The sequence below is a fragment of the Streptomyces sp. NPDC088794 genome, from assembly GCF_044750545.1.
Taxonomy (GTDB): Bacteria; Actinomycetota; Actinomycetes; order Streptomycetales; family Streptomycetaceae; genus Streptomyces.
This window is the reverse complement of record NZ_JBIVKB010000018.1, coordinates 176,463-199,677: the sequence shown is the minus strand read 5'-3', so window position 1 is coordinate 199,677 and position 23,215 is coordinate 176,463. Positions and strand designations below refer to the sequence as shown.

Below are 23,215 nucleotides of genomic sequence, written 5' to 3'. Positions count from 1 at the left end.
GGGGCCGCTAGTCGTGGTGGATCTCGATGCCGATGTCGTCGAGCCGGTAGATCCGCAGGGTCGACTTCCAGACGTGGGCGGTGCCGAGGAGGACGATCCGGCCGGGCTCGCGGCGGACCTCCTTGACGTGGACGTCGAACTCCATGTCGGGGTCGGTGCGCAGGATCTGCCCGCGGTAGCTCCACTTCGTCTCGACTCCGGCGCTCAGCGCGAAGCGCGGGTTGCGCAGTCCGTCGGTCAGTCCGCTCTCGACGGCGTACACCTGGAGCCCCTGCAGCAGCGCCTCGACGCCGAGCGAGCCGGGCATGACCGGGTCGCGGTGGAAGTGGCAGGAGAAGTACCACTCGTCGGGCCGGATGGCGCGGTGCCCGCGCAGATAGCCCTGCCCCTGCTCGCCGCCACCGGGCAGGATGTCCAGCCACTCGACGAGGTCCAGATGTCCGCCGGCCAGCCGCGGCCCGTGCCGGGCGGGCTCGGCGGACCGGTAGGCACGCAGATCGACCCTGCGGGTCCCGGGCGGCCGCGACGGCTGGGTGTCCAGCCAGGGCAGCACGTGCTGTCCCTTGTCGAGGCCGACCTGGTGGGCGAGCGCCTTCTCGTTGAAGTACCCGAAGAGGGACTCGCCGGTGTAGAACACCTCGCCGTCGCAGGAGAGTTCGTAGGAGAAGTTCTGGAGGATCGAGCCCGGCATGCGGTCGCTGGACAGCAGGGTCGAGCGGTGCTGGATGGTCTTTCCGCGCAGGTCGATGTCCTTCACGAGGGTGGCGTGGCCGTCCAGGTTGCGGATGCTGAACTGCTCCTCCGGGTAGGGCAGGGTGGCGCCGAGGTAGTAGCCGAGGAGGATGGCCGCCTGGAGGCTGGACTCCATGTAGATGCAGTTCGGCATGTACGGGTGGCCGTTGTCGGTGTAGTACCAGGCGTCCTCGGGCGCGTCGTACTCCGTCACCATCACCGCCCCGCGCTTGAGCGTCCCGCGCGTGCCCTCCAGCTTCATCACCCGGTCGACGAACAGGAAGTCGCCGTTGGGGATGTACGGGGCCCTGCTGTCGGCGTAGACCTCGAACTCCGGGCCCATCGCGATCGCGAGATCGCCCTTGGCCGCGTGCGCCATGTGGAACTCGTTGAGCAGGGCGGGCTCTCCGGTGGCCGGGGAGAGCCGGCCGAGGAAGTGCGGGACCGTGCCGGCGGTCTCCGGGCGGTACGGCGTGCCGGGCTTCTCGCGCAGCCGGATGCCGAGGCCGGTGACGCCGATGGAGGGGGTGCCGTCGCGCAGCACGACGACGTCGGCGACGAGCGACGGACGCGGCAGCAGGGTCAACTCGGTGATGTCGATGCGGTATTCGATCCGGCTGTTGCGCGGGGTGATCTGGCCGCGCACCTTCACCTCGGTACGGAGATCCGGCACGGGCTGGAAGCGGGCGTCGGGGAGCGTGAGGTGCAGGCCGAGCGAAAGGGCGTACAACTCCAGGAGCTGGACGGCGCCTTCGGCGACGAGCGAGCCGGCGAGTACGGGGTCGTCGGGGAAATGGCTGGTGAAGTACCAGGCGTCGGGCTGGAGTTCCTTGACGGCCTCGATCCGCCCCAGCCCGTGCGGGCCGCCCTTCCGGTCCAGCACGGTGACCTCGTCCGCCATCAGCAGCGGGCGGGCGGGCAGGCGCAGGGAGGTGTTGCAGCCCGGGGGTTGGCGGTGGCCGGGTCCGAAGACATCGGCGATACGGCCCTCGGAGAGTGCGTCGAGGTCGGCGGCGGAGAGGGCGGTGCGATGGGTGGGCGCGAGCGGCTTGAACGCCGAACGCCCGGGATCCGCCTTGACCTTGAGGCCGGGCGCCACCCGCCCCTGCACCAGCCCGGGTGAACTCTCCAGCTCCTCGTCCGTGAAGAACCCGGCACACGCGTTGTTGAGCTTGAGGATCAACTCGCCGTCGGCGTAGCAGTCGTAGTGGAAGAAGAAGAGCAGGGTGTCGCCCTGGCGCACGAACTGGTCGATCCAGATGTCGTAGCGCAGGGTCTGCCCGGTGCGCGGCAGGTCGCCGACGAAGCTGAGGCTGCTGTCGAGGAGGCGGTAGACGCGGTTGCCGCGGTTGGTGAAGTCGGCGCCGAGATAGCTGATCAGCAGCAGGTCGCACTGCCCGGCCTCGATCGTGACGGCGGGCGGCACCTGCCCGTCGACGGCGTACCAGGCGTCCTCCGGCACGTCGTACTCGGTCCGGATGAAGGAGGGCTTGAACTCCCCCGGCTCGGCGTCGAGTTGGGTGACCCGGGTGGCGAAGAGGTAGGGCGGGGCGGGGAGTCGTACGCGCCGCTGGTACCCGTCGATCCGGGCGAACCGGGGGCCGAAGACGTTGCCGACCTTGCCGGTCGCGAACTCGAGGAGGTCCTCCTCGTCCCAGACGACGCCTTCGGGTTTGGGGCGGTTGGAGCGGGGCGCCGGGGGCTGCTCGGGGCCAGGGGGCGCCACGGGCGGGACGACCGGTTCGGCGGCGGGATCGGCAACCGGCTCGACGACGACCGCGTCGACCGGCTCGGTGAAGGCTGCGGTGACCGGCGTGGCCGTCGCCGCCGCCGACAGCACCGCGACCAGTTCCTCCCGCAACTCCCGCTGGGCTTCCAGGACTTCCTGATGCGCCTCCAGGATCTCGGCACGCAGGCTGCGCACGAGCGCGAGGGTGGAGGCGTGGTCACTGGCGGCCCGCGCCGACGGCTGCGACTCCGGCTCCGGCCTCGGCTGCGGCTGCGGCTGCGGCTGCACCGCCGGCGGCACGGGCAGGGGCGCGCCGAAGATCGCCGGGCGCTGGGGCACGTCGGGACGCGGAGCCGGTGGCGGTACGGCGTCCAGGGGCCGTGCCGGGACCGCGTCGGCGGGCACCATCGTGATCGGTTCCCGCTCCAGCGTCAGCGCGGGTACGGGCGGACCGTCGGGGCGGATCGGCATCGCGGTGTCCCATTCCGTGGGGTCGGGTTCCGGGTCGGGGAACTCCTGGGCGGACGGCGTTGATTCGGGGAGCGCGGCCGAAGGCATCGGCTCGGTGAGGAGTGCCACGGGCACGGGCTCGGGTTCCCGCTCCGGCTGTGGATCCGGAAGGACCGGGACCAATGCCGGGACCGGCGCGGACACCGGCGCGGACACCGGCGTGGGCACCGGCGTGGGCACCCCACCAGCCGCCCTCTCCCCTGCCGGAACCCTTCGTATGGAGCCGACGATCCCCTCCGCGCCCCGCGCCACCAGCGGTGCCACCGGTTCGCCGCCCACCGGGAACGTGCGCAGGCCCAACGGGCGTCGGGCGGTGGTTGTGTGCGGGCGGAACGGGGTGAGGTCGACCGGGACGCCGTGGGCGGCGAGGCGGGCGACCAGGCGGGCGATGTCCGTGGCGCCGCGTGCGCCCCGGCGGTCGACGGGGACCGACAGGTGGGGGGCGTCGGCGAGGGTTTCGTGGATCCAGCGGGTGCAGGTGCTGGAGGGGCCGACCTCGATGAACGCGCGGAAGCCGTCCTCGTAGGCGCGGCGGATCAGGCGCGGGAAGTCGACCGTCTCACGGAGGGTGATGGCGATGTTGTGGGCGACGGTGTCCTGGTCGAGGTCGCCGACGGGGGCGTAGTGCCGGCTGCTGTAGAGGACGAGGTCACCGACATCGCCGGTGGGGTAGCGGTTGAGGTCGGCCAGTTCGTTCAGGTCGCCGTCCACCACCGGGCAGTGCATCACGTGATTCGCGGGCGAGCGCGCGCTGCGGCAGCCCAACGCGTCGATCAGGTCCCGGCATTGGGCCGGATCGCCCGCGACCACGACCTCGGCCGGGGTGTTGACGTGGGTGATGAAGACCCGGTCGTAACAGGCGACCGCCTCGCGGACGTCGTCCGCCGGGGCGAGCAGCACATGCGTGGCCCACACCGCCGCGTCGGGCACGTCGTCGCCGAGGTGCCACAGCGCGCGGACCGTCTTCTTCGGCCCCCGCAACCGGTCCACGAACAACGGCGACGCGTCGATCTTCGCCGTCCCGCGGGCCTCCTTGACCCAGCCGCCGGTCGCGAACAGCATGCTGCTCTCACCGAGGCTGTACCCGAACGCCCCGTGCACCGGCACCCCGAGCACCTCACGCACCAGGTCCGTCGACAGCAGCGCGTAACTCGTGCCGACGGCCAGCATCAGCGGAATGTCCTCGATCAACTCGGCCTCGCGGCGCATCAGTTCACGCCGGTCGAGTGGCCCGAGGGCACGCGGGTACAGCGCGGCCGAGCGAAGCATCTCGGCGGGCAGTTCGGCCTGCGCCTCGAAGCGCGGCAGCAGTCCGGGGAAGGCCCGGAACAGCGCACGGCCCAGGCCGAGATACGAGTTGAAGGCACCGGGGTACACCAGCGCCGTCTTCGTCCCGGGACCACCGGCGGGCCGCGCCGCGAAGCAGCTCCCCGACGGCGAGGTCCACTCGCCCCCGGCCCGGTACACGTCCGGCAGGTCCTTGGCCGCCTGCTCCAACTGCCGTACCAGGCCTGCCGGATCGTCGGCGACCAGTACGGCCTTCAGCGCGGCCGGCCGGTCCTCCGCGAGTGCGGCCCAGTCGCCGCCGTCCTCCACTGCGGCGCGGACCTCACCCAACCGCCGTACCAGCGTGTCGATGTCGTCGGCGCCGACGGGCACGACGAGGCTCCCGCCCGAGCGCACCCAGTCCGTGGCCGCCACCTCGCCCCGCGTCTGCGCCCCGCCGAGCACGATGTGGGCGTGGCTGCCCGCGGTCCCGGTGACACTGACGGATGCGGTGCGCCGGCCCTCGCGCCGTTCGCGCAGCCAGGGCCGCGAGTCGGTGGCGAGGAAGAAGGCCGACCCGGCGAGCCGGGCGCCGTCGACCTCGTCGGGGGCGATCGGCTGATAGGCGTAGTGCAGGCACAGCGCGGCCCGGATCACGGAGGCCAGCGCGGAGGCACAACCGGTGTCCCCCACCTGGGAGTTGACCCCGCCGAGCGCGGTCCGCAGCAGTCCGCCGCCCCGTACGCCCGTCCAGACGCGGGCGAGCCCCTCGACCACTTCCTCGCGCAGAGCACCGGCCTCGACCAGCTCGACGTCGGCCGGTGTCACCCCGGCCGCCGCCAGGGCGTCCTCGGCCGCGGCGGCCACGAGGTCGGGGGCGGGCCGCGGGTCGAGGGTGGGTGTGTGGTGGACGGCGAGGCCGTCGACGGTGGCGTACACGGTCCGTTCGGGCGGGATGGAGCCGGGCCGGGTGACGACCACCGCGCCGGCGCCGTCGCCCAGCACGGTGCCGGGCTCCAGGATCGAGCGGGCCAGTTGTGATTCGGGCCCCGCCGCCAGGTCGACGGCGCCGACCAGCACGGCCTCGACGCTCGGGTCGAGCAGCAGCAGCCGGGCGGTGTCGAGGGCGTCGACACCGACCGCGCTGTCGGAGGAGACGGTGAACGACGGGCCGGTGAGGTTCCACAGGGAGGAGATCCGCGCGGCCATGATGTTGCCGATGTAGCTGAGGACCTCGTTGGCCTCGATGGAGTCGTGGATGCCGTTCCGGGCTGCTTTGGTCAGCGCAGCCAACTGCTCGTCCGTGGGGTCGAGTCCGGCCGCCGCGCACCAGGCGGCGAGCTTGCGGCCGAGCGCGTACCGGGCACCGTGACCCTCCGCGCTGGGCTCCATCTCCATGCCGAGCACGACGGCGACCCGCCGCCCCTTGGCCCCGGACCCGGGACGCTCGTACCCGGCGTCCTTCAGGGCCTCCTCGGCCACCCGCATCATCAGCAGGTGCTGCTGGTTGAAGTGGTCGAGGTCGTTGGGCGGGATGCGGTAGGAGGTGGCGTCGGCCTCGAACCCGTCGAGGTATGCCGCCTTCGGCACCAAGTCGTGGGCCAGCCCGGCCCGTTCAAGGGGCCCGTCCGGCGCGGACTCGAACCCGCGCCACCGGTTCGACGGCAACTCCCGTACGCCGCTCAGACCTTCGTACCCCGCCCGCTCGAACGCGTCGAGCGTGCTGAAGGAGCCGAAGTGGGCGCCCATGCCGATGATGGCGAGCGTCGGCGGCTTCGTACGCTCCGTGTCTTCGTCGGCGGGCCCCGCGACCTGGTCCGGTTCCGACAGGACGACGTGCGCGTTGGTGCCGCCGAAGCCGAACGCCGAGACGGCGGCCCGGCGTACGCCGTCGGTGGCCGGCCAGGGCGTGGGTTCGCGGACGACGCGGTCCGCCACCGTGCCGGGCAGCGGTTCGGCCACGCCGGTGGTCGGCGGGATGACGCCCCGGCCGAGCGCGAGGACGACCTTGACCAGGCTGCTCATGCCGGCCGCGGTCAGCAGGTGACCGATGTTGCCCTTGACCGAGCCGAGCAGCGGGCCGCGCCCGAAGTAGCGTTCCACGCCGTCGAGTTCGGTGCGGTCGCCGAGCGGGGTGCCGGTGGCGTGGCACTCGACGTACTGCACGTCGTGCGGCTCGATGCCCGCGTCGCGGTAGGCGAGTTCGTAGGCCGCGAGCTGGCCGGTGACGTTCGGGGCGAGCAGGTGCTTGCCGGGGCCGTCGTTGCCGAGCGAGACCGAGTCGATCACGGCGTACACCCGGTCGCCGTCGCGCCGGGCGTCGGCGAGCCGCTTCAGGGCGACCATGGCCGCGCCCTGCCCGGTGATGATGCCCTTGGAACGGGCGTCGAAGGGCTGGCTGAAGCCGTCCGGCGGATAGGCGTGCAGGTCGGAGAAGGAGAGGTGGATGACGGTCGGGTCGGGCGCGCAGACCCCGCCGGCCAGCATCAGGTCCGCTCCCCCGGTGGCCAGTTGGGCGCAGGCGAGCTGGATCGCGTAGAGCGCCGACGAACAGGCCGCGTCGAGCGTGTGGCGCGGACCGTCGAGACCGAGGGCGGCGGCCACGACGTGGGCGGGCAGACCGCCGGGCCAGAGGTTGTGGGCGTCGGCGGGGTTGCGGGGATCGCCTGAACCGCGGGCGCCGGACGAGCCGTTGGAGCCGGCGGAGGAAAGGGCGTCCCCCTCTCCCCCGCCCCTGGCCGGGCCGCCGTCCTCCGCACAGGACGGCAGCCCGGCCGCGGGGAAGCCGGCCGCCGCGAGGCCCTCGTAGACCGCGGCGTCCCACAGCTTCCCCGCTGTGCGGCCGGAGGACGGCGTGGGGAACGGGTAGTTCCCGAACACCACGCCGGTCCTCCGCCCGACTCCCCGGCCGGCCGCGGAAGCGGGGGATACACCCGCGTCGGCCAGGGCGTTGTCGGCGACCCGGAGCGCCCAGTGGAACGAGCGGTCCAGGCCGGCCAGATAGTCGGCGGGCAGTGCGTACGCGGCCGGGTCGAGGTCCGGCACGGCATCGACGAACCCGCCGCGCGTGCAGTAGATGCGGTGCCGGTCCGCGTTCTCGTCCTCGGCCGCCGGATCGTGCCCGAAGATCCGCTCGCCGCCCTCGGTGCGCGAATCCACCGCGCCCATCAGGTTGTTCCAGTAGGTGTCCGGCGTGGCCGCCCCCGGAAAGAGGCACGACAGTCCGACGATCGCGTACTTGCCCATGACCGATCAGCCTCCGAGCGTCGTCAGACCGAGACCGCGGCCCGGCCCGGCTGCCGGAACCGGCTCTCCAGTTCCGCGTCCTCGACCGCGACCACGTCCCGCAGGACCGCCAGCACCCGGCCTCGCGGATCGAGCGCGGTCACCGTGCAGGTCACGCCGGTCCGGCCGGGCCTGATGTCCTCGACGGCGATCAGGAAGTCCCCGTCGGAGGGCAGCGGTTCGAACAGGCTCAGACGGCCGATCTCCATGGGCAGGCAGGCCCGCCCGCGCCGCTCGCGCACCCAGACCAGCACGGCCTGGAGCAACAGGTCGGCGAGGACCGGGCTGTGCAGCCGCCCGTGGTAACCGCCGTGCGCGGGACGGGAGTCGGCCAACCGGGCCCGGACCAGCAGCCGTTGCTCGTCGACCGACAGCACCGAGCGCAGTCCGCGCAGCGAGGGCCCGTGGAAGAGCGTGCCGTCGCGGTACAGCGGAGCCGCGTCGCGGCCGGCCGAACTCCCGGCCAGGGCCACCAGATCGGTGCGGTCCGCGGGCCGCGGCCCGGCGGCGCCCGTGCTCAGCCGGACGCTGTACGCGGGCCGGCTGCGCCCGCCGCTGTCCACGGAGGAGGCGAGCACGTCGACTCCGGTCCCGCCCGCGGCGGGCTCGACGGCCAGCCGCAGCCGCTGGGGCCGCTGCCCGTCGGGCTCGTCCCAGGAGACGCCCTTGAACACCTTGAACCCGCTCGCCCCGGTGACGGTCTCACCGGTCGCCGTCTCGATCGCGTTGGCCAGCACACCGAGGGCCGCCGTGGCGGGCAGCACCCGTCGGTCGCCGATGGTGTGGTCGGTCAGCAACGGTTCGTCGACCAGGTCGGACAGGGTCCGGTCGACCACCAGCGGGGCGAGCCCGGCGCCCTGCGTCTCGGGCGGCGCGGACAGCGGGGTGAGCGGGCCGGTGACGATCACGGTGTCGTGCGCGTGCCCGGCCGTGAACTGCTCGGCGAACATGCCCGCGCCGGTCGTCAGCGGCACCAGCGCGATCCCGCGCTGTGCGAACATCGCCCGCAGGTCGTCGGAGACCATTCCGCCGTCCCAGGCGCCCCAGTTCATCGCGGTGACGCGCGCGGTGGGCAGTTCCCGCTTCAGCCGTACGGCGATCCGGTTCAACGCCTCGTTGGCCATGGCGTAGTCGGACTGACCGCGGTTGCCGAAGAACCCGGCGACGGAGGAGAACAGCACCAGGTGTCGCAACTCGGCGATTCCGCGCAGGACATCGAGCACGTTGCCGAGTCCGAGCAGCTTGGTCGCCAGCACCCGGCGGATCTCCTCTGCGGACTTCTGCGCGACGAGCCGGTCGGCCAGTACGCCGGCCCCGTGCACGACACCGGTCACGCGACCGGCGTACGGCGTCAGTACGCGGCGGGTCTCGGCGGCGTCGGTGATGTCGACGGTGAGGTACTCGACGCGGGCGCCGGTGGCGGTGAGCCGGGCGAGGTTCGCGGCGATCTCACGGGATGCGGTGATCTCCCTGAACTCGGCTTCCACAGCACGGGGGTTGGGCTTCTGCCCGCCCTGTGCCGCGCGCCGCGCGATCAGCCCGCGCAGCGCGGGACCCTCGGTGCCGACGGCCCACTCGGGCTCGGGAGCGGGCCGGCTGCGGCCGAGCAGCAACAGCCCGGCCGGCCGCGCCGAGACGAGCGCGTGCAGGCAGTCGGCGGTGATGCCGCGGGCTCCGCCGGTGACCACCAACAGGTCGTCCGCGGTGATCTCCGGGACGGCCGCCGCGCGTGCCTGATGCGGTTCGGCGGCGAGGGCGACGGTACGGCGTCCGGCACCGTCGTGCGCCACGTCGGCGTACGCACGGGACAGGTCGTCGATCTCGCCGAGGAACCGCGCACCGACTGTGGTCAGTGCCAGCTCCGGCGCGAAGTCGACGGTACGGACGAAGAGTTCGGGCACCTCGATCGCGAGCGTCTTCACCAGCCCGGCGACCCCGCCGAGCAGCGGCGAGGCGTCTCCGGCACCGCGATACCCGCTCGCCCCGTCGAGCCGTGTGACCGCGACGAACCCGGCCCGGGTCCCCTGCGCGGCCACCGCCTTCAACGCGGCCAGACTGTTCTTGGCGACCAGCAGGCAGTGCTCAAGACGCCGCGTCCCCTCGGCCCACTCCGGCCCGGCCGCCGCTGCCATCTGCACGACGAGGTCGACCCGCCCGCCGGTCAGGTTCGCGGCGAGCTCCCCCTCGTCCCAACTCACCAGCCGCCGCTGGGCGTCCGCCTCGGCCACGACGTTGTCCACCCCGGGCAACGACACGACCTCGACCCGCCACCCGTCCCCGCGCAACGCCCCGGCGAGCGGCCGCGTCAACAGGGACCCGTCGTCCACGACGACCGCGGTGCGCGTCTCCGCGTAGGCACCGACGAGGGTGTGGGGCGGGGCGACCTCCGTGACGTCGGCGTAGGTACGGCCGATTCCGGGGGTGGGCGGGTAGGTGATGGTGAGGGGGGCGGTGGGAGTGGTGGGCTGGGGAGACGTCGCGGGGGCGGACACCGTGGAGGCGAGGAAGCCGGCGATGTCGTCCAACGTCCGGAGTTCCGCGAGCACTTCGGGGTCGACGTCCTCGGAGACCGGGTACGACTCCTGCAACGCTCCGAGAATCTGCACCCGCTTGATGGAGTCGATACCGAGGTCGGCTTCTACGTCCATCCCGGGCTCCAGCATCTCCACGGGGTAGCCGGTCTTCTCCGCGACAGCGCCGAGCAGGGCGTCCATCACGCCTGCGGCCACAGCCGAGTTGGCCACGGGAGCGGGCTCAGGCAGCGGAGCGACGGGCTCAGGAGTCGGCTCGGGACTCGACTCGGCAGGGATGGTGGATGCGAGGAACCCGGCGATGTCATCCAGGGTCCGCAGCTCCGCCAGCACCTCCGGATCCACGTCCTCCGACACCGGATACGACTCCTGCAACGCACCCAGAATCTGCACCCGCTTGATCGAGTCGATGCCCAAGTCGGCCTCGACATCCATCCCCGGCTCCAGCATCTCCACCGGGTACCCGGTCTTCTCCGCCACAGCACCGAGCAAGGCGTCCATCACGCCTGCGGCTACAGCCGAGTTGGAGACGGGCGCGGGCTCAGGCAGCGGAGCGACGGGTGCAGGAGTCGGTTCAGGACTCGACTCGGCAGGGATCGTTGAAGCAAGGAACCCGGCGATGTCATCCAGGGTCCGCCGCTCCGCCAGCACCTCCGGATCGACGTCCTCCGACACCGGATACGACTCCTGCAACGCACCCAGAATCTGCACCCGCTTGATCGAGTCGATGCCCAAGTCGGCCTCGACATCCATCCCCGGCTCCAGCATCTCCACCGGATAACCCGTCTTCTCCGCCACAGCACCCAACAGCGCATCCATCACGCCTGCGGGGATGGCCGAGGTGGCGACAGGGGCAGGTTCAGGTACGGGCTCAGGCTCGGGTACGGGCTCCGGCACAACCTCGACAACCCGCTCCTCGACCACCTCTTCCTCAACGACCTCCGCCTCGACAACCGCCTCCTCCACAACGGCCCTCTCCTCGACCGCTGCCCCCCGCAACGCCTCCAACAACAGCCGCGTCGACCGCTCATGAGCCGCCCCGATCGTGGCCCCCTGCTCCCGTATGAGAGCCAGTGCCGCCTCCGTGTCGGGATGTCCGCCCGCCCGTACCGACTCCTCCAGCGAGCGCACCGACGCGTGCACCGTGTCCACGTGGGCGGTGAGGATCTCCGCCTGGAGGCCGAGTCCTTCGCGTACGGCGGACTCGATGCCGTCAGTGCCGTCCGCAGGGGCAGCGGCGGCGGCCGCCGTCAGAGCCAACGGCTCCGCCAGCGCCTCCTGGTACGCCGAACGCCGTTCCTGGGTCACGTAGTTGATGCCGCGCAGCGGAATCGTCATGCCCTTGCGGGGCGCCTGTTCACGCCGGGGCTCCACGCGGTCGTCGAAGCCGACGAGCGGCAGGCCGAGGACGGCCAGTTCGATCGCCGCACGCTTGAGGGAGACCTCGCTGTCCTTGGAGGGGCCACCGTCCACCGCGAGGGTCACGACGTCCGTGCGGCCTTCGAGGATGCGGTCGACGAGGTCGGTCAGCACCCGCTTGGGTCCGAACTCGACGAAGACGCGGAATCCGTCGGCGTACATCTTCTCGATGCCGGAGACGAAGTCGACGGGCTGGAGCAACTGGTCCACGAGGGTGCGGCGGTTGGCCGCGGGGTCCGTGCCGTAGGACGAGCCGGGGGTGTTGGCGTAGACGGGGATCCGAGGGGCTTCCAGCCCGGTCGACTCCACGGCCTGCCGGAACGCGTCCGCCGCGTGGGCGACGAACCCGGTGTGGAAGGCGGCCGAGACCGGCAGTCGCTTGGCGGGGATGCGGCGGCCCGAGACGTCGGCGACCAGGCGGTCGATCTCGTCGGTGGGGCCGCCGACGACGATCTGGCCGGGGGCGTTGATGTTGCAGATGGCCACGTTGCGGTAGGTGGCGACCAGGGCCTGGACGTCGGAGAGCGAGGCGCGGATGGCGGCCATCGCGCCCGGGTCGAAGTCGGCGGGGGCGTGCTCGGGCGGGGCCATCGACGTACCGCGGGCGCGGGCGAGCCGGGCGAACTGCTCGTCGTCGAGGGCGCCGGCCGCCCACAGCGCGGTGAGTTCGCCGAAGCTGTGGCCGATGACGCCGTCGGCGCGGAAGCCGAGTTCGCGCAGCCAGGTGTACTGGCCCGCGGAGAGCGCGCCGATGGCGGGCTGGGCGAAGTCGGTGCGGCGCAGGGCGGTCTCCTGCTCGCGGCGGACCGTGTCGCTGAAGGCGGGCGGCGGGAAGACCGTGCGGGCGAGGGTGTCGGGGCCCTCGGTCAGCCGGTTGGCCCGGTCGAACGCGGCGCGCAGGGGCGGCAGTGCTATGGCGGCCCGGCGGCCCATGCCGACGTACTGGCTGCCCTGGCCGGCGAAGACGGCGGCCGCCTTCACCGAGGTGGGCAGCGCCTGGCGGCGGTAGGTGATGCCCTTGGGGTGCTGCCACTGGGGGGCGTCGGGGCGGGCGCGCAGCAACTCGACCGCCGTGTCGCGCAGTTCGGCGAACTCGGCGTCGCTGCGGGCGACGATGCCGATGCGGGCGTCGGAGGCGGGGATCGCGCCGGACTCGTCGGTGGCGGCGCCGTTCTCGATGCGCAGGGCGAGCGCCTCGGGGCCCGCCGCGTGCCACAGGCCCCAACGGACCACCGGGCCCAGGGTCTTGGCGTCGGTGTCGTCGTGCTCCTCGAGGACCATGTGGAAGTTGGTGCCGCCGAAGCCGAACGAGGAGACGGCGGCCCGGCGTTTGTCGCGCGCCGGGTCCAGCACCCACGGGCGTGCCTCGGTGTTGACGTAGAACGGGGTGGTGGTGGGGTCGAGGGCGTCGCTGGGGGTCTCGACGTTGATGGTGGGCGGCAGGACCTTCTGGTGCAGGGCGAGGGAGAGCTTGATGAGGCTCGCGGCGCCCGCGGCGGCCTTGGTGTGCCCGATCTGGGACTTGACGCTGCCGATGGCTGCGTAGCCGTGGTCGTCGTTGCCGGCCGAGACGACCGAGGAGAGGGCGGCGAGTTCGGTGTGGTCGCCGACCGCCGTGCCGGTGCCGTGCGCCTCGAAGAGCTCGATGGCGGAGACGGGCACGTCGGCGTCCTCGTAGGCGCGGCGCAGGGCGAGTTGCTGGCCCTCGGCGCGCGGGGCGTAGATGCTCTTGAAGCGGCCGTCGCTGGAGGTGCCGATGCCGCGCAGCACGGAGTAGATGCGGTCACCGTCGCGTTCGGCGTCGGCGAGGCGCTTGAGCGCCAGCATGCCGATGCCCTCGCCGATCAGCGTGCCGTCGGCGGACTCGTCGAAGGGGCGGATCTGCTGGGTCTTCGAGAACGCCGGGGTCTTGCTGAAGCACATGTACATGAGGATCGTGTTCTCGGCGTCGCAGCCGCCGGTGATCATCATGTCGGCGCGGCCCTCGATGAGTTCGCTCACCGCGAGCTTGACGGCCGCGAGGGAGCTGGCGCAGGCCGCGTCGACCGTGCAGTTGGTGCCGCCGAGGTCGAAGCGGTTGGCGATCCGGCCGGCGACGACGTTGCCGAGCATGCCGGGGAAGGAGTTCTCCTCCCACGGGATGTACGCCTTCTTGAACCGCTGCGCGATCTCCTCCGCGTCCGCCTCGCTCAGTCCGACGCTGCGCACGACCTCCTTGAGGACCGGGGTCTGCAGGCGCGCGGAGAGCGGCTGGGTGAGGGAGTTGGCGCCGGTGATGCCGAGGATCACGCCCGTGCGGGAGGCGTCGTACCAGTTGCTCTGGTCGGCGCCCGCGTCGCGCAGCACGTCCCGTGCCACGGTCAGGGAGAGCAGCTGGAGGATGTCGGTGACCTCAAGGGTGTTGGGCGGGAGCCCGAACTCCATGGGGTTGAAGGGGATCTCGGGCAGGAAGCCGCCGCGCCGGACGTAGGTCTTGTCCTCGGCCGCCGGGTCCGGGTCGTAGTAGTCCGCGGTGTTCCAGTGGCTCTCGGGAACGTCCTCGATGCAGTCCTCGGCGTCCACGATGTTGTGCCAGAACTCGCGCAGGTCGCGCGACTTGGGGAAGAGGCCCGCCAACCCGACGATCGCGATCGGTGTCTCGGCCAGACGTGAGTGCTGCACGGTGTTCCTCCGCTGGTGCTCTGTGTCTGCGGGTCGGATGGGGCGGACGTGTTCAGTCCGCCTGGGGCGGGGCAGTGGGCGGCGCGGCGAGCAGGGCGGCCAGCGCGGCGACCGTCTCCGGCTCGCCGAGCAGCGTGTAGTGGTCGCCGGGGACGGCCAGTTGGCGCAGTGGCCGGCCGCTCAGCTCGGACCAGCCGAGGTCGGGGCTGGCGGGCAGCAGGGAGCCCTGGGGTTTGACGAGCGTGACGGTGCGGTCGAGCGGGTCGGGCAGATAGCCGGCGGTGCAGCGGTTGTTGCGGACGAGCCCGGCGTGGAAGGCGGTGAACAGCTTGCGCAGGCCCGCCTCTTGCGTGTCCGCGGGCAGCAGGCCCTGGGCGGTCGCGGCGGCGAGCAGGGTGGCGAGGTCGTCCTCGTCGGTGGGCACGAAGTCGAACCGGCGGCCTCGCTTGGCGCCCAGGTACATCGCGAACCAGTCGAGCAGCAGGGTCGGTTTCAGGGCGTCGTCGGCGGGCTGGAAGGCGGCGACCGGCGCGATGGAGTCGAGGACGACGAGCGCGTCCACGACGTCGGCGCGGCCCTGAGCCGCCAACTGGGCGGCGATCTCGTAGGCGACGACTCCCCCGAACGACCAGCCGATCAGCGTGAGTCGGCGTTCCGTGAGTCCGGCCGCGGTGAGTTCGGCCAGGCACTGCGCGGCGAGTTCGCGGACGCCGGGCACGGGTGCGGTCGGGTCGAGGGCGGCCATCGCGTACGCGGGGACGTTGCCGAGGTCGCACAGGTGCGGTGCGCTGTCCTCGGGCAGCCTCGCGACGAGGTCCTGCCAGATGGTCGGCGGGAGCGCGCCCGGGTGGACGGCGCAGACCGTGCGGGCGGTCGGGCCCGCGGCGGTCCCCAGCGCCGTCAGCAGTGGGCGCCGCAGGGACCGCCGGTCCGCGACGGCCGTGTCAGGCCGTCGCGACATGGCGGTCGCTCTCCTCGGCGATGTGCTCGGACAGGGCGGCGATCGTCGGGTGGTACCAGAGCGCGGTGGCCTCCAGTTCGAAGCCGAGCCACTTCTCCAGTTCGCCCGCGAGGATCAGCGCCTCGGTGGAGTCGAGGTCGAATTCGTCGAAGTACCGCTCCGCGTCGATCTGTTCCTTGTCGACGCCGAGCCGGACCGCGAGCTTCTCGACCAGCCAGAGCCGGGCTTCGTCGGCGGTGACACGCTGCATGGAGATTCCCCTCACTTCGCTGTGCGGTTGGCTTGGTGGTGCAGCTCGCGGGTGACGGCCTCGGCCGCCAGCCGCCCGGAGACGAATCCGGCCTCGTGGGAGCCGATGAGGTCGACGCCGATGCGCGGCGCGTGGAAGTAGGAGCCGGCCAGCTTGATCCGGCCGCCGGGCGCGTTGACGTCGTAGATCGTGCGCTGCATGGCGCGCACCTCCAGGTCGATGACCGGGTGCGTGAACGGCAGTTCGCGGATGACGAGTTCGTCGCGCGGGGCGATCGGCGAGTCGAGGGTGACGAAGTAGTCGCGCTCGGCCGTGAAGCCCTGGAGGGAGTTCATGTAGTAGGCGACCCAGGTGCGGGGGCGTCCGTCGACCGTCTTCACGCCGTAGTTCCAGCTCTGCCAGCGGGCGCGGTCGGGCGGCATGCTGGAGGGGTCGGTGTGCAGGATCGCGGTGGTCTCGCTGTAGCGGACCTTGCGCAGGATCTTCGCCTGGAGCTGGGTGGGGTGTTCCAGGACGGCGAGGGTCTGGTCGGCGTGCGCGGCGAGCACGGCGAGGTCGTAGCGCTCCTCGCCGGCGGCGGTGGCGACGACGACTCCGTCCTCGTCCTCGCGGACGCGGGTGACCTCGGCGCCGGTGCGGACCTTGCCGTTGACGCCGGCGACGACCCGGCGGACGTACTCGATGCTGCCGCCGCCCACGGTCTTCCACGCCACCGAACGGCCGCCGAGGCCGCCGGGGTCGTGGGACATGAAGAAGGCGATCACCGTGGTCGCGGGCATCTCCCAGATCAGCTCGGCGGGCACCGACCAGACGGCGGTGGCGAGCAGGACGACATAGCCGTACTTGAAGGCGTCGGTGTAGCCGCCGCGGTCCAGGTAGTCGCCCAGGGAGAGGTCGGTGCGCTTGCGCAGGAAGTCCCGGGGCGCCTCGCGGTGGAAGCGTTCGGCGTCCCGCCACAGCGGGAGGAAGTCGGCCGGGTAGCGGGCGGCGATCTCGTCCTCGGAGAGCTCGAACTCCCGGGTGCCGTAGTCGAGTCCGCGGTCCAGGTCGAAGAAGTCGAACCCGCCGGTGTGGTCCAGGGCGGTCACGCCGAGCTTCTCGAAGAAGGCGGTCAGCTCCGGGTAGGTACGGGCGTTGAAGACCACGAAGGCCGTGTCGACGCCGATCGTCCGGCCGTTCTCGTCGACCTCCACGGTGAGGGCGTGGCCGCCGGGACGGTGCTGGCTCTCGTACACGGTGACTTCGACGTCGTCCGGCAGGTGATGGGCGGCGGAGAGGCCGGATATTCCGGCTCCGACGACAGCGACACGGGTGGTCATGACAGGGCTGCACCTCGGCTCGAACAGTTCTCGGGAACGGTCACGTGGCGGGATGGGGCACGTGGAGCGACGGCCGATGCGCAGAGGGCTGATACCTCTGAAGTGGGGTGGCAGTCCGCGGAGTTGCCCGGTGGACGGCGCAGAAGGAACCGTAGGCCTGGCCGGAAAACGGGGTCAATCGACCCATCGGCGGGCGGACTTGCCCTATCGAGGCATTCGATGGGGGCCCGAGCGGACTGTCCTGATCCGGTCGGTCGGCCGCTCCGCGTGCACGCTGCCGCGTAACAAGCGGGAATTCACCCTTCCGGGGGTGTACGGAAACACGCGCCCGCGGACTCTTATGAATGACCGCCGTGGAACCGGCGACGCAGCACCGCCGAGGGGAGATCTTTCATGCCGACGATTCCGTGGATGCCCGGCACCGCGAAGGACGGGGCCGACGGCGGTGAGCCCGCCGGGCCGCCGCTGGTCATGGCATCCCGGCTGGAGCTGCGCTCGCTGCTCGGCGTGCCCCGGTTCTTCCTGCTGTCCCTGGTGATCTTCCAGCAGGTCCGTAGGTCGCCCGGCCTGCTCGGTGCCTCGCTGCGCGCCGAGCCGCTGAAGAAGACGTTCTGGACGCTGTCGGCCTGGCGGGACCAGGAGGCCCTGAACACCTTCAACAGCACCGACCCGCACGCGAAGAGCGTGCGGGGGCTGCGGCCGGGGATGAAGGGTTCGGTGTTCGTGTTCTGGAACGCCGAGCGCGACCAGCTGCCGATCACCTGGGACGAGGCGCAGCGCCGCCTGGCCGACCAGGCGGAGAAGGAGACCCGGTCGGCATGAGCACGGTCTCGGCGGAGTCGGACGGCACGGAGTCCGGGGCGGACGCGTCGACGGGCGAGGCGGCCGACGCGGCGCCCGCTCCCCCAACTGCCCCGCCCACCCCGGTCATCCCGCACGCCCGTCTCGTCCTGCTCGCCGCCTGTCTCGGCCTGTTCATGTCGTTCATCGAGGTGACCGCGGCCATCTCCACACTGCGCGCGCTCCAGGTCGACATGGAGGTGGCGCCGGCCGACCTGAGCTGGGTGTCGAGCACGTACACCCTGGTGGTCGCGGCCTGTGTGCTGTCGGGCGGGGCGCTGGGCGAACGGCTGGGCAGGCGCCGGGTGTTCCTCGCCGGCGTGGTGCTGATCGCCGCGGGTTCCCTGGTGGTGGCGTCGGCGCAGGGCTATCCGCAGGTGCTGATCGGCCGCGGGATCAGTGGTCTGGGCGGCGCCCTGGTGCTGCCCACCTCGCTGGCCCTGATCACGACGACGTTCTTCGTCGATCTGCCGCGCATGCTGCGGTACATCTCCGTCTGGGTGTCGATCTCGGGCGTCGGCCTGGCCGTCGGCCCGCTGCTCGGCGGCGTGCTGCTCCAGTCCTTCGACTGGCGCGCGGTGTACCTGGTCAACACCCCGCTCGCGGTGATCACCGTCCTCGTCACCCTGCGCGCGGTGACGGACTCCCGCGTACCCGACCGACCGCTGGACCTGCCGGGCCAGTTCTGGGCGGTGCTCGGACTGTCGACGCTGGTCTACGGCATCGCGGTGGGCGGCCGGGCGGGCTACGACGATCCGGTCGTCGTCACCGTGCTCGCGGTGGCCGCCGTCGCCCTGACCATGCTGGTGCGCACGGAGCGCCGCCGGTCCGTCCCGATGCTGGACGTCCGCATGATGGCCAACTCCCGCTACACGGCGGCCCTGTGTGTGGCGGCGGCAGCCCTGTTCGTGTTCGTCGGTGTCGTCTTCCTGGAGGTCCTCTTCCTGCAACGCGTCCGCGAGTTCGGCCCGTTGGGCACCGGCGTACGGCTGCTGCCCGCGATGCTCGCCTTCGTGGCGGCCACGGCGTCGGCGCAGCGTCTCGCCGGGCGGATACGCGCGGGCCGGCTGCTGGCGGCGGGTTCGCTGCTGACCACGGTCGCGGCGCTGGTGCTGCTGCGTCAGGAGCCGGACGGGAGCTACGCGGTGACCGCGCTGGGTCTTGTCCTGGCCGGGCTGGGCAGCGGGTTGGTGGTGGCCCCGTCCACGGCCGCCGCGTTCGAGGTGGTGGAGGGACCGCAGATGGGCGCGGCCTCGTCGGCGGTGACGGCGTTCCGGCAGGTCGGTTCGGTGCTGGCGACGGCGGTGCTGGGGGCGGTGCTCGCGGTCCGCTTCCTCGGCGTGCTGCCGGAGCGGCTGGCCGAACACCGATTGCCTGCCCCGGTGATCGACCAGGTGGTGGCGGTCGCGCGGGACGGCGGAAGTGCGTCCGGGCGGTCGACTCCACAGATCACGGACGCCGTCGCGGAGGCGTTCACCGCGGGTGTGCACAGCGCGCTGTGGGTGGTCGCGGGCGTCTCGTTCGGCGCCGCCGTGCTCGCGTCGGTGCTGTTGGCCCGGCGGGCTCCGCAGCCGAGTTGAGTGCCCTTTTCGGTACCGGAAAGGGCCTCTTCACGCACAGTGTGTGCCATCTCTCCCGGGAGTGAAGAACCCCAGGTCACCGGAGCCCGAATGGGCCCCGGACGCCCCCTGATCAGGTGTCCTGAGTGGCCGGTCCCCGTGCGGGAACCTAGCGTCGTACTAAAATTTCCTGCTTGTTAACCGAGCTGGAACCGGACAACCCCAGGCAACCCTGCGGGCCCGCCAGCGCCCCGGCGTTCCGGGAACGATACGCGAGGACCCGATGGCAGCCACACACGAGAGCAGTGCTCTCGGCCTGCTCGAGGACGAAATCCGCGAGCAGCTCGGCAACAAGGCACGATTCTCGGGAGGCCAGGCGGCCTCACCGCGCACCCTGGTCGACGTCTTCGACGCGTCCGTCCGCTCCTACCCCGACGAGCTCGCGCTCGACGACGGTACGACCCGGCTGACCTACCGTGCGCTGGCCATAGAGGTCGAGCGGCTGCGCCGTGACCTGGGCGCGGCCGGGGTCGGTCTCGGTGACCGTGTGGGTGTCCGTGTCCCGTCCGGTACCAACGACCTCTATGTGGCGATCCTCGCCGTCCTCGCGGCCGGTGCCGCCTATGTCCCGGTGGACGCCGAGGACCCGGACGAGCGGGCCGAGCTGGTGTTCGGCGAGGCCGAGGTGCGGGCCGTCGTCGGCGCCGGGCACGAGCTGACCGTCCACGGCCGCAGCGAGGTCCCGGCCCGGCGGCCCGGTGTCGAGCACGACGCGTGGATCATCTTCACCTCCGGTTCCACCGGCAAGCCCAAGGGCGTGGCGGTCAGCCACCGCAGCGCGGCGGCGTTCGTGGACGCGGAGGCCGCGCTGTTCCTGGCCGACGACCCGATCGGTCCCGGTGACCGGGTCATGGCGGGCCTGTCGGTCGCCTTCGACGCGTCCTGCGAGGAGATGTGGCTGGCGTGGCGCTACGGCGCCTGTCTGGTGCCGGTGCCCCGCTTCCAGGTGCGCAGCGGCGCCGACCTCGGCCCCTGGCTGGTCGAGCAGGAGATCACCGTGGTCTCCACGGTCCCGACCCTCGCCTCCCTGTGGGAGCCCGAGGCGCTCAACGAGGTACGGCTGCTGATCTTCGGCGGCGAGGCCTGCCCGCCCGAGCTGGTGCAGCGCCTGGTGACGGAAGGGCGCGAGGTCTGGAACACGTACGGGCCCACCGAGGCGACCGTCGTCGCCTGTGCCTCGCTGATGACCGGCGACGAGCCGATCCGCATCGGGCTGCCGCTGAACGGCTGGGAGCTGGCCGTGGTGGACGAGGCCGGCGAGCCCGTCCCGATGGGCTCCACCGGCCAGCTGGTGATCGGCGGGGTGGGCCTGGCCCGGTACCTCGACGCCGAGAAGGACGCGGAGAAGTACGCGCCCCTGGACTCGCTGGGCTGGGAGCGCGCGTACCGCAGTGGTGACCTGGTCAAGGCGGAGCCGGAGGGGCTGATCTTCCTCGGGCGCGCCGACGAGCAGATCAAGCTCGGCGGGCGCCGCATCGAACTCGGCGAGGTGGACGCGGCCCTCCAGGCGCTGCCCGGCGTCGCGGGCGCGGCGGCCGCCGTACGCACCGCGCGCAGCGGCAACCAGCTCCTGGTCGGCTATGTCGTCACCCAGGAGGGCTGGGACCACGCCACCGCCGTGGAGAAGCTGCGGGCCGAGCTGCCCGCCGCGCTGGTCCCGCTGATCGCCCCGGTCGAGGACCTGCCCACCCGCACCTCCGGCAAGGTCGACCGCAACGCCCTGCCCTGGCCGCTGGAGGGTCTGGAGACCACCGGCGGTCCGGCCGAGCAGCTCTACGGCACCGAGGCCTGGCTCGCGGAGCAGTGGACCGAGGTCCTCGGCATCCCCGTGGGCAGCGCCCGTGACGACTTCTTCGCGATCGGCGGCTCCAGCCTGGCCGCCGCCCTGCTGACCACCCGGCTGCGCACCCGCTACCCGAGCGCGGCCGTCCTCGACATCTACCAGCAGCCCACCCTGCGCAAGCTGGCCCGTCACCTGGAGGAGTCCTCCCAGGACGACGGGGCCCGGCGCACGATCGCCCCGGTGCCGACCCGCGCCAAGGTGATCCAGACCCTGCTGCTCCTGCCGCTGTACACGCTGCTCGGGCTGCGCTGGACGGTGGCGCTGGCCGCCGCCGGGAACCTGCTGCCCGCCTACTCCTGGCTGCCGACCGCCCCCTGGTGGCTACTCGTGGCCGGTGCCGCCCTGCTGTTCAGCCCGCCCGGCCGGCTCGCGATCGCCGCGGGCGGCGCGCGGCTGCTGCTGCGGGGCGTGCAGCCCGGCCGCTACGAGCGTGGCGGGAGTGTGCATCTGCGGCTGTGGACGGCCGAGCGGCTGGCCGAGTTCAGCGGGGCGACCTCGCTGACCGGGTCCTGGCTGGAGCGGTACGCGCGGGCGCTGGGCGCCAAGGTCGGCCAGGACGTCGACCTGCACTCGCTGCCGCCGGTCACCGGCATGCTCAAGCTGGGCCGCGGCGCGGCCGTGGAGTCCGAGGTCGATCTGTCCGGCTGGTGGCTGGACGGCGACCGGCTCGAGATCGGCCAGGTCAAGGTCGGCGCGCACGCCGTCGTCGGCACCCGCAGCATGCTCTTCCCGGGCGCCCGCGTGGGCAAGCGGGCCGAGGTGGCCCCCGGTTCCGCGGTCACCGGTCAGATCCCCACCGGTCAGCGCTGGGCCGGCGCGCCCGCCGTCAAGCTCGGCAAGGCCAAGCGGAACTGGCCCAAGGAGCGGCCGCAGAAGGGCACGTACTGGCGCGTGATGTACGGCCTGACCGGCCTCGTGCTGACCGCGCTGCCGCTGCTGGCGGGCGGGGCCGCGTTCCTCGTGGCACAGGCGCTCGTCGACGCGGACGCGCCCGTGAAGGGTGCCGCGCTCGCCCTCGTCCCGGCCACGCTGGCCTTCGGTCTGGCGTACGCGCTGCTGATCCTGGTCGGCGTGCGGCTGCTGAGCCTGGGGCTGCGGGAGGGCACGCACCCGACGCACAGCCGGATCGGCTGGCAGGCCTGGACGGTCACGCAGCTGATGGACCGCTCCCGCGAGACCCTCTTCCCGCTGTACGCCGGGCTGGTCACGCCGGTGTGGCTGCGGCTGCTCGGCATGCGCATCGGGCGCGGCGCCGAGGTCTCCACGGTCCTCGCGCTGCCGAGTCTGACCACGGTCGGCGAGGGCGCGTTCCTGGCCGACGACACCCTGACCGCGCCGTACGAACTGGGCGGCGGCTGGATGACGATCGGGCGCGCGGAGATCGGGCGGCGGGCGTTCCTCGGGAACTCGGGGATGACCGCGCCGGGTCGCAGCGTGCCGGACGGCGGTCTGGTGGGCGTGCTGTCGGCGACGCCGAAGAAGGCGAAGAAGGGCAGCTCGTATCTCGGCCTGCCGCCGGTGAAGCTGCCGCGCAACACCTCGGCCGGCGACCAGAGCCGGACCTACGACCCGCCGGCCCGGCTGCTGTGGGCGCGCGGTCTGGTGGAGCTGTGCCGGATCGTGCCGGTGTTCTGCTCGGCCGCGCTGGCGGCCGGCACGGTGGCGCTGCTGTGCCTGCTCGGGCCCTGGGCCCCGCTGCTGTCCGGTCTCGTCCTGCTCGCCGCCGGCGCAGCGGCCGGGCTCCTGTCGATCGTCGCCAAGTGGCTGCTGGTGGGCCGCCACCACACCGGTGAGCACCCGCTGTGGAGCGGCTACGTGTGGCGCAACGAGCTGGCGGACACCTTCGTCGAGGTCGTGGCCGTGCCCTGGCTGGCCGGTTCCGTACCGGGTACACCGGTGCTGACCGCGTGGCTGCGGGGCCTGGGCGCCCGGATCGGCAAGGGCGTCTGGGTGGAGAGCTACTGGCTGCCCGAGACCGACCTGGTGACCCTGGAGGACGCGACCACGGTGAACCGTGGCTGCGTGCTCCAGACTCACCTCTTCCACGACCGGATCTTGCGGACGGATACTGTTGTTCTCCGTGAGGGCGCCACGCTGGGCCCTGGCGGGATCGTGCTGCCCGGCAGCACGATCGGGGCCCGCACCACGCTGGGTCCCGCGTCGCTCGTCATGGCCTCGGAGTCCGTCCCGGACGACACCCGCTGGCTGGGCAACCCGATCGAGGCATGGCGCCCCTGAGCGCGGGTCACT

Annotated in this window: 8 protein-coding genes; 3 read left to right on the top strand and 5 right to left on the bottom strand. The window is 72.3% G+C overall.

The genetic code is table 11. The annotated features are described in order from the left end of the window. Positions 1-7: 7 nt before the first annotated feature. Genes ACIP6U_RS39765 through ACIP6U_RS39745 form a run of 5 tightly spaced genes read right to left on the bottom strand, consistent with a single transcriptional unit; the run spans position 8 to position 16,663 of the window. Entirely contained in the window at positions 8-7,483 is a 7,476-nt protein-coding gene (locus tag ACIP6U_RS39765; protein WP_401727611.1) for a beta-ketoacyl synthase N-terminal-like domain-containing protein, read from the bottom strand. Positions 7,484-7,506: 23 nt separating this feature from the next. After that, the gene (locus ACIP6U_RS39760; protein ID WP_401727609.1) at positions 7,507-14,133 is read right to left on the bottom strand and encodes an SDR family NAD(P)-dependent oxidoreductase; all 6,627 of its coding nucleotides are present in this window, start codon (positions 14,131-14,133) and stop codon (positions 7,507-7,509) included. Between the two features lie 52 nt (positions 14,134-14,185). Beyond that, positions 14,186-15,094 carry an alpha/beta fold hydrolase gene (locus ACIP6U_RS39755; protein WP_401727607.1) on the bottom strand — a complete coding sequence of 303 codons (909 nt, stop codon included), beginning with the start codon at positions 15,092-15,094 and terminating at the stop codon, positions 14,186-14,188. Further along, complete coding sequence (locus tag ACIP6U_RS39750) at positions 15,078-15,344, bottom strand: acyl carrier protein (RefSeq protein WP_124002631.1); 267 nt, start codon at positions 15,342-15,344, stop codon at positions 15,078-15,080. The genes ACIP6U_RS39755 and ACIP6U_RS39750 overlap by 17 nt, the downstream gene beginning before the upstream one ends. Before the next feature lie 11 nt (positions 15,345-15,355). Continuing rightward, complete coding sequence (locus tag ACIP6U_RS39745) at positions 15,356-16,663, bottom strand: NAD(P)/FAD-dependent oxidoreductase (protein WP_401727606.1); 1,308 nt, start codon at positions 16,661-16,663, stop codon at positions 15,356-15,358. 393 nt (positions 16,664-17,056) lie between these two features. On the opposite strand from ACIP6U_RS39745, the gene ACIP6U_RS39740 reads away from it, so the two are divergent. The 3 genes from ACIP6U_RS39740 to ACIP6U_RS39730 all read left to right on the top strand — a co-directional run bounded on the left by ACIP6U_RS39740 (position 17,057) and on the right by ACIP6U_RS39730 (position 23,203). Further along, on the top strand, positions 17,057-17,485 hold the full coding sequence (locus ACIP6U_RS39740; protein WP_401727605.1) for a DUF3291 domain-containing protein: 429 nt from the start codon (positions 17,057-17,059) through the stop codon (positions 17,483-17,485). After that, complete coding sequence (locus ACIP6U_RS39735; protein WP_401727603.1) at positions 17,482-19,083, top strand: MFS transporter; 1,602 nt, start codon at positions 17,482-17,484, stop codon at positions 19,081-19,083. Before ACIP6U_RS39740 ends, ACIP6U_RS39735 begins: the two co-directional genes overlap by 4 nt. 262 nt (positions 19,084-19,345) lie before the next feature. Further along, positions 19,346-23,203, top strand: coding sequence for a Pls/PosA family non-ribosomal peptide synthetase (locus ACIP6U_RS39730; protein WP_401727602.1), 3,858 nt, complete (start codon positions 19,346-19,348; stop codon positions 23,201-23,203). Positions 23,204-23,215: the final 12 nt, after the last annotated feature.

Bases quoted from the DNA above. Each gene is read 5' to 3' on its own strand.
- ACIP6U_RS39750 (WP_124002631.1), bottom strand. From the start codon at position 15,344: ATGCAGCGTGTCACCGCCGACGAAGCCCGGCTCTGGCTGGTCGAGAAG.
- ACIP6U_RS39755 (WP_401727607.1), bottom strand. From the start codon at position 15,094: ATGTCGCGACGGCCTGACACGGCCGTCGCGGACCGGCGGTCCCTGCGG.
- ACIP6U_RS39740 (WP_401727605.1), top strand. From the start codon at position 17,057: ATGCCGACGATTCCGTGGATGCCCGGCACCGCGAAGGACGGGGCCGAC.
- ACIP6U_RS39730 (WP_401727602.1), top strand. From the start codon at position 19,346: ATGGCAGCCACACACGAGAGCAGTGCTCTCGGCCTGCTCGAGGACGAA.
- ACIP6U_RS39745 (WP_401727606.1), bottom strand. From the start codon at position 16,663: ATGACCACCCGTGTCGCTGTCGTCGGAGCCGGAATATCCGGCCTCTCC.
- ACIP6U_RS39765 (WP_401727611.1), bottom strand. From the start codon at position 7,483: ATGGGCAAGTACGCGATCGTCGGACTGTCGTGCCTCTTTCCGGGGGCG.
- ACIP6U_RS39735 (WP_401727603.1), top strand. From the start codon at position 17,482: ATGAGCACGGTCTCGGCGGAGTCGGACGGCACGGAGTCCGGGGCGGAC.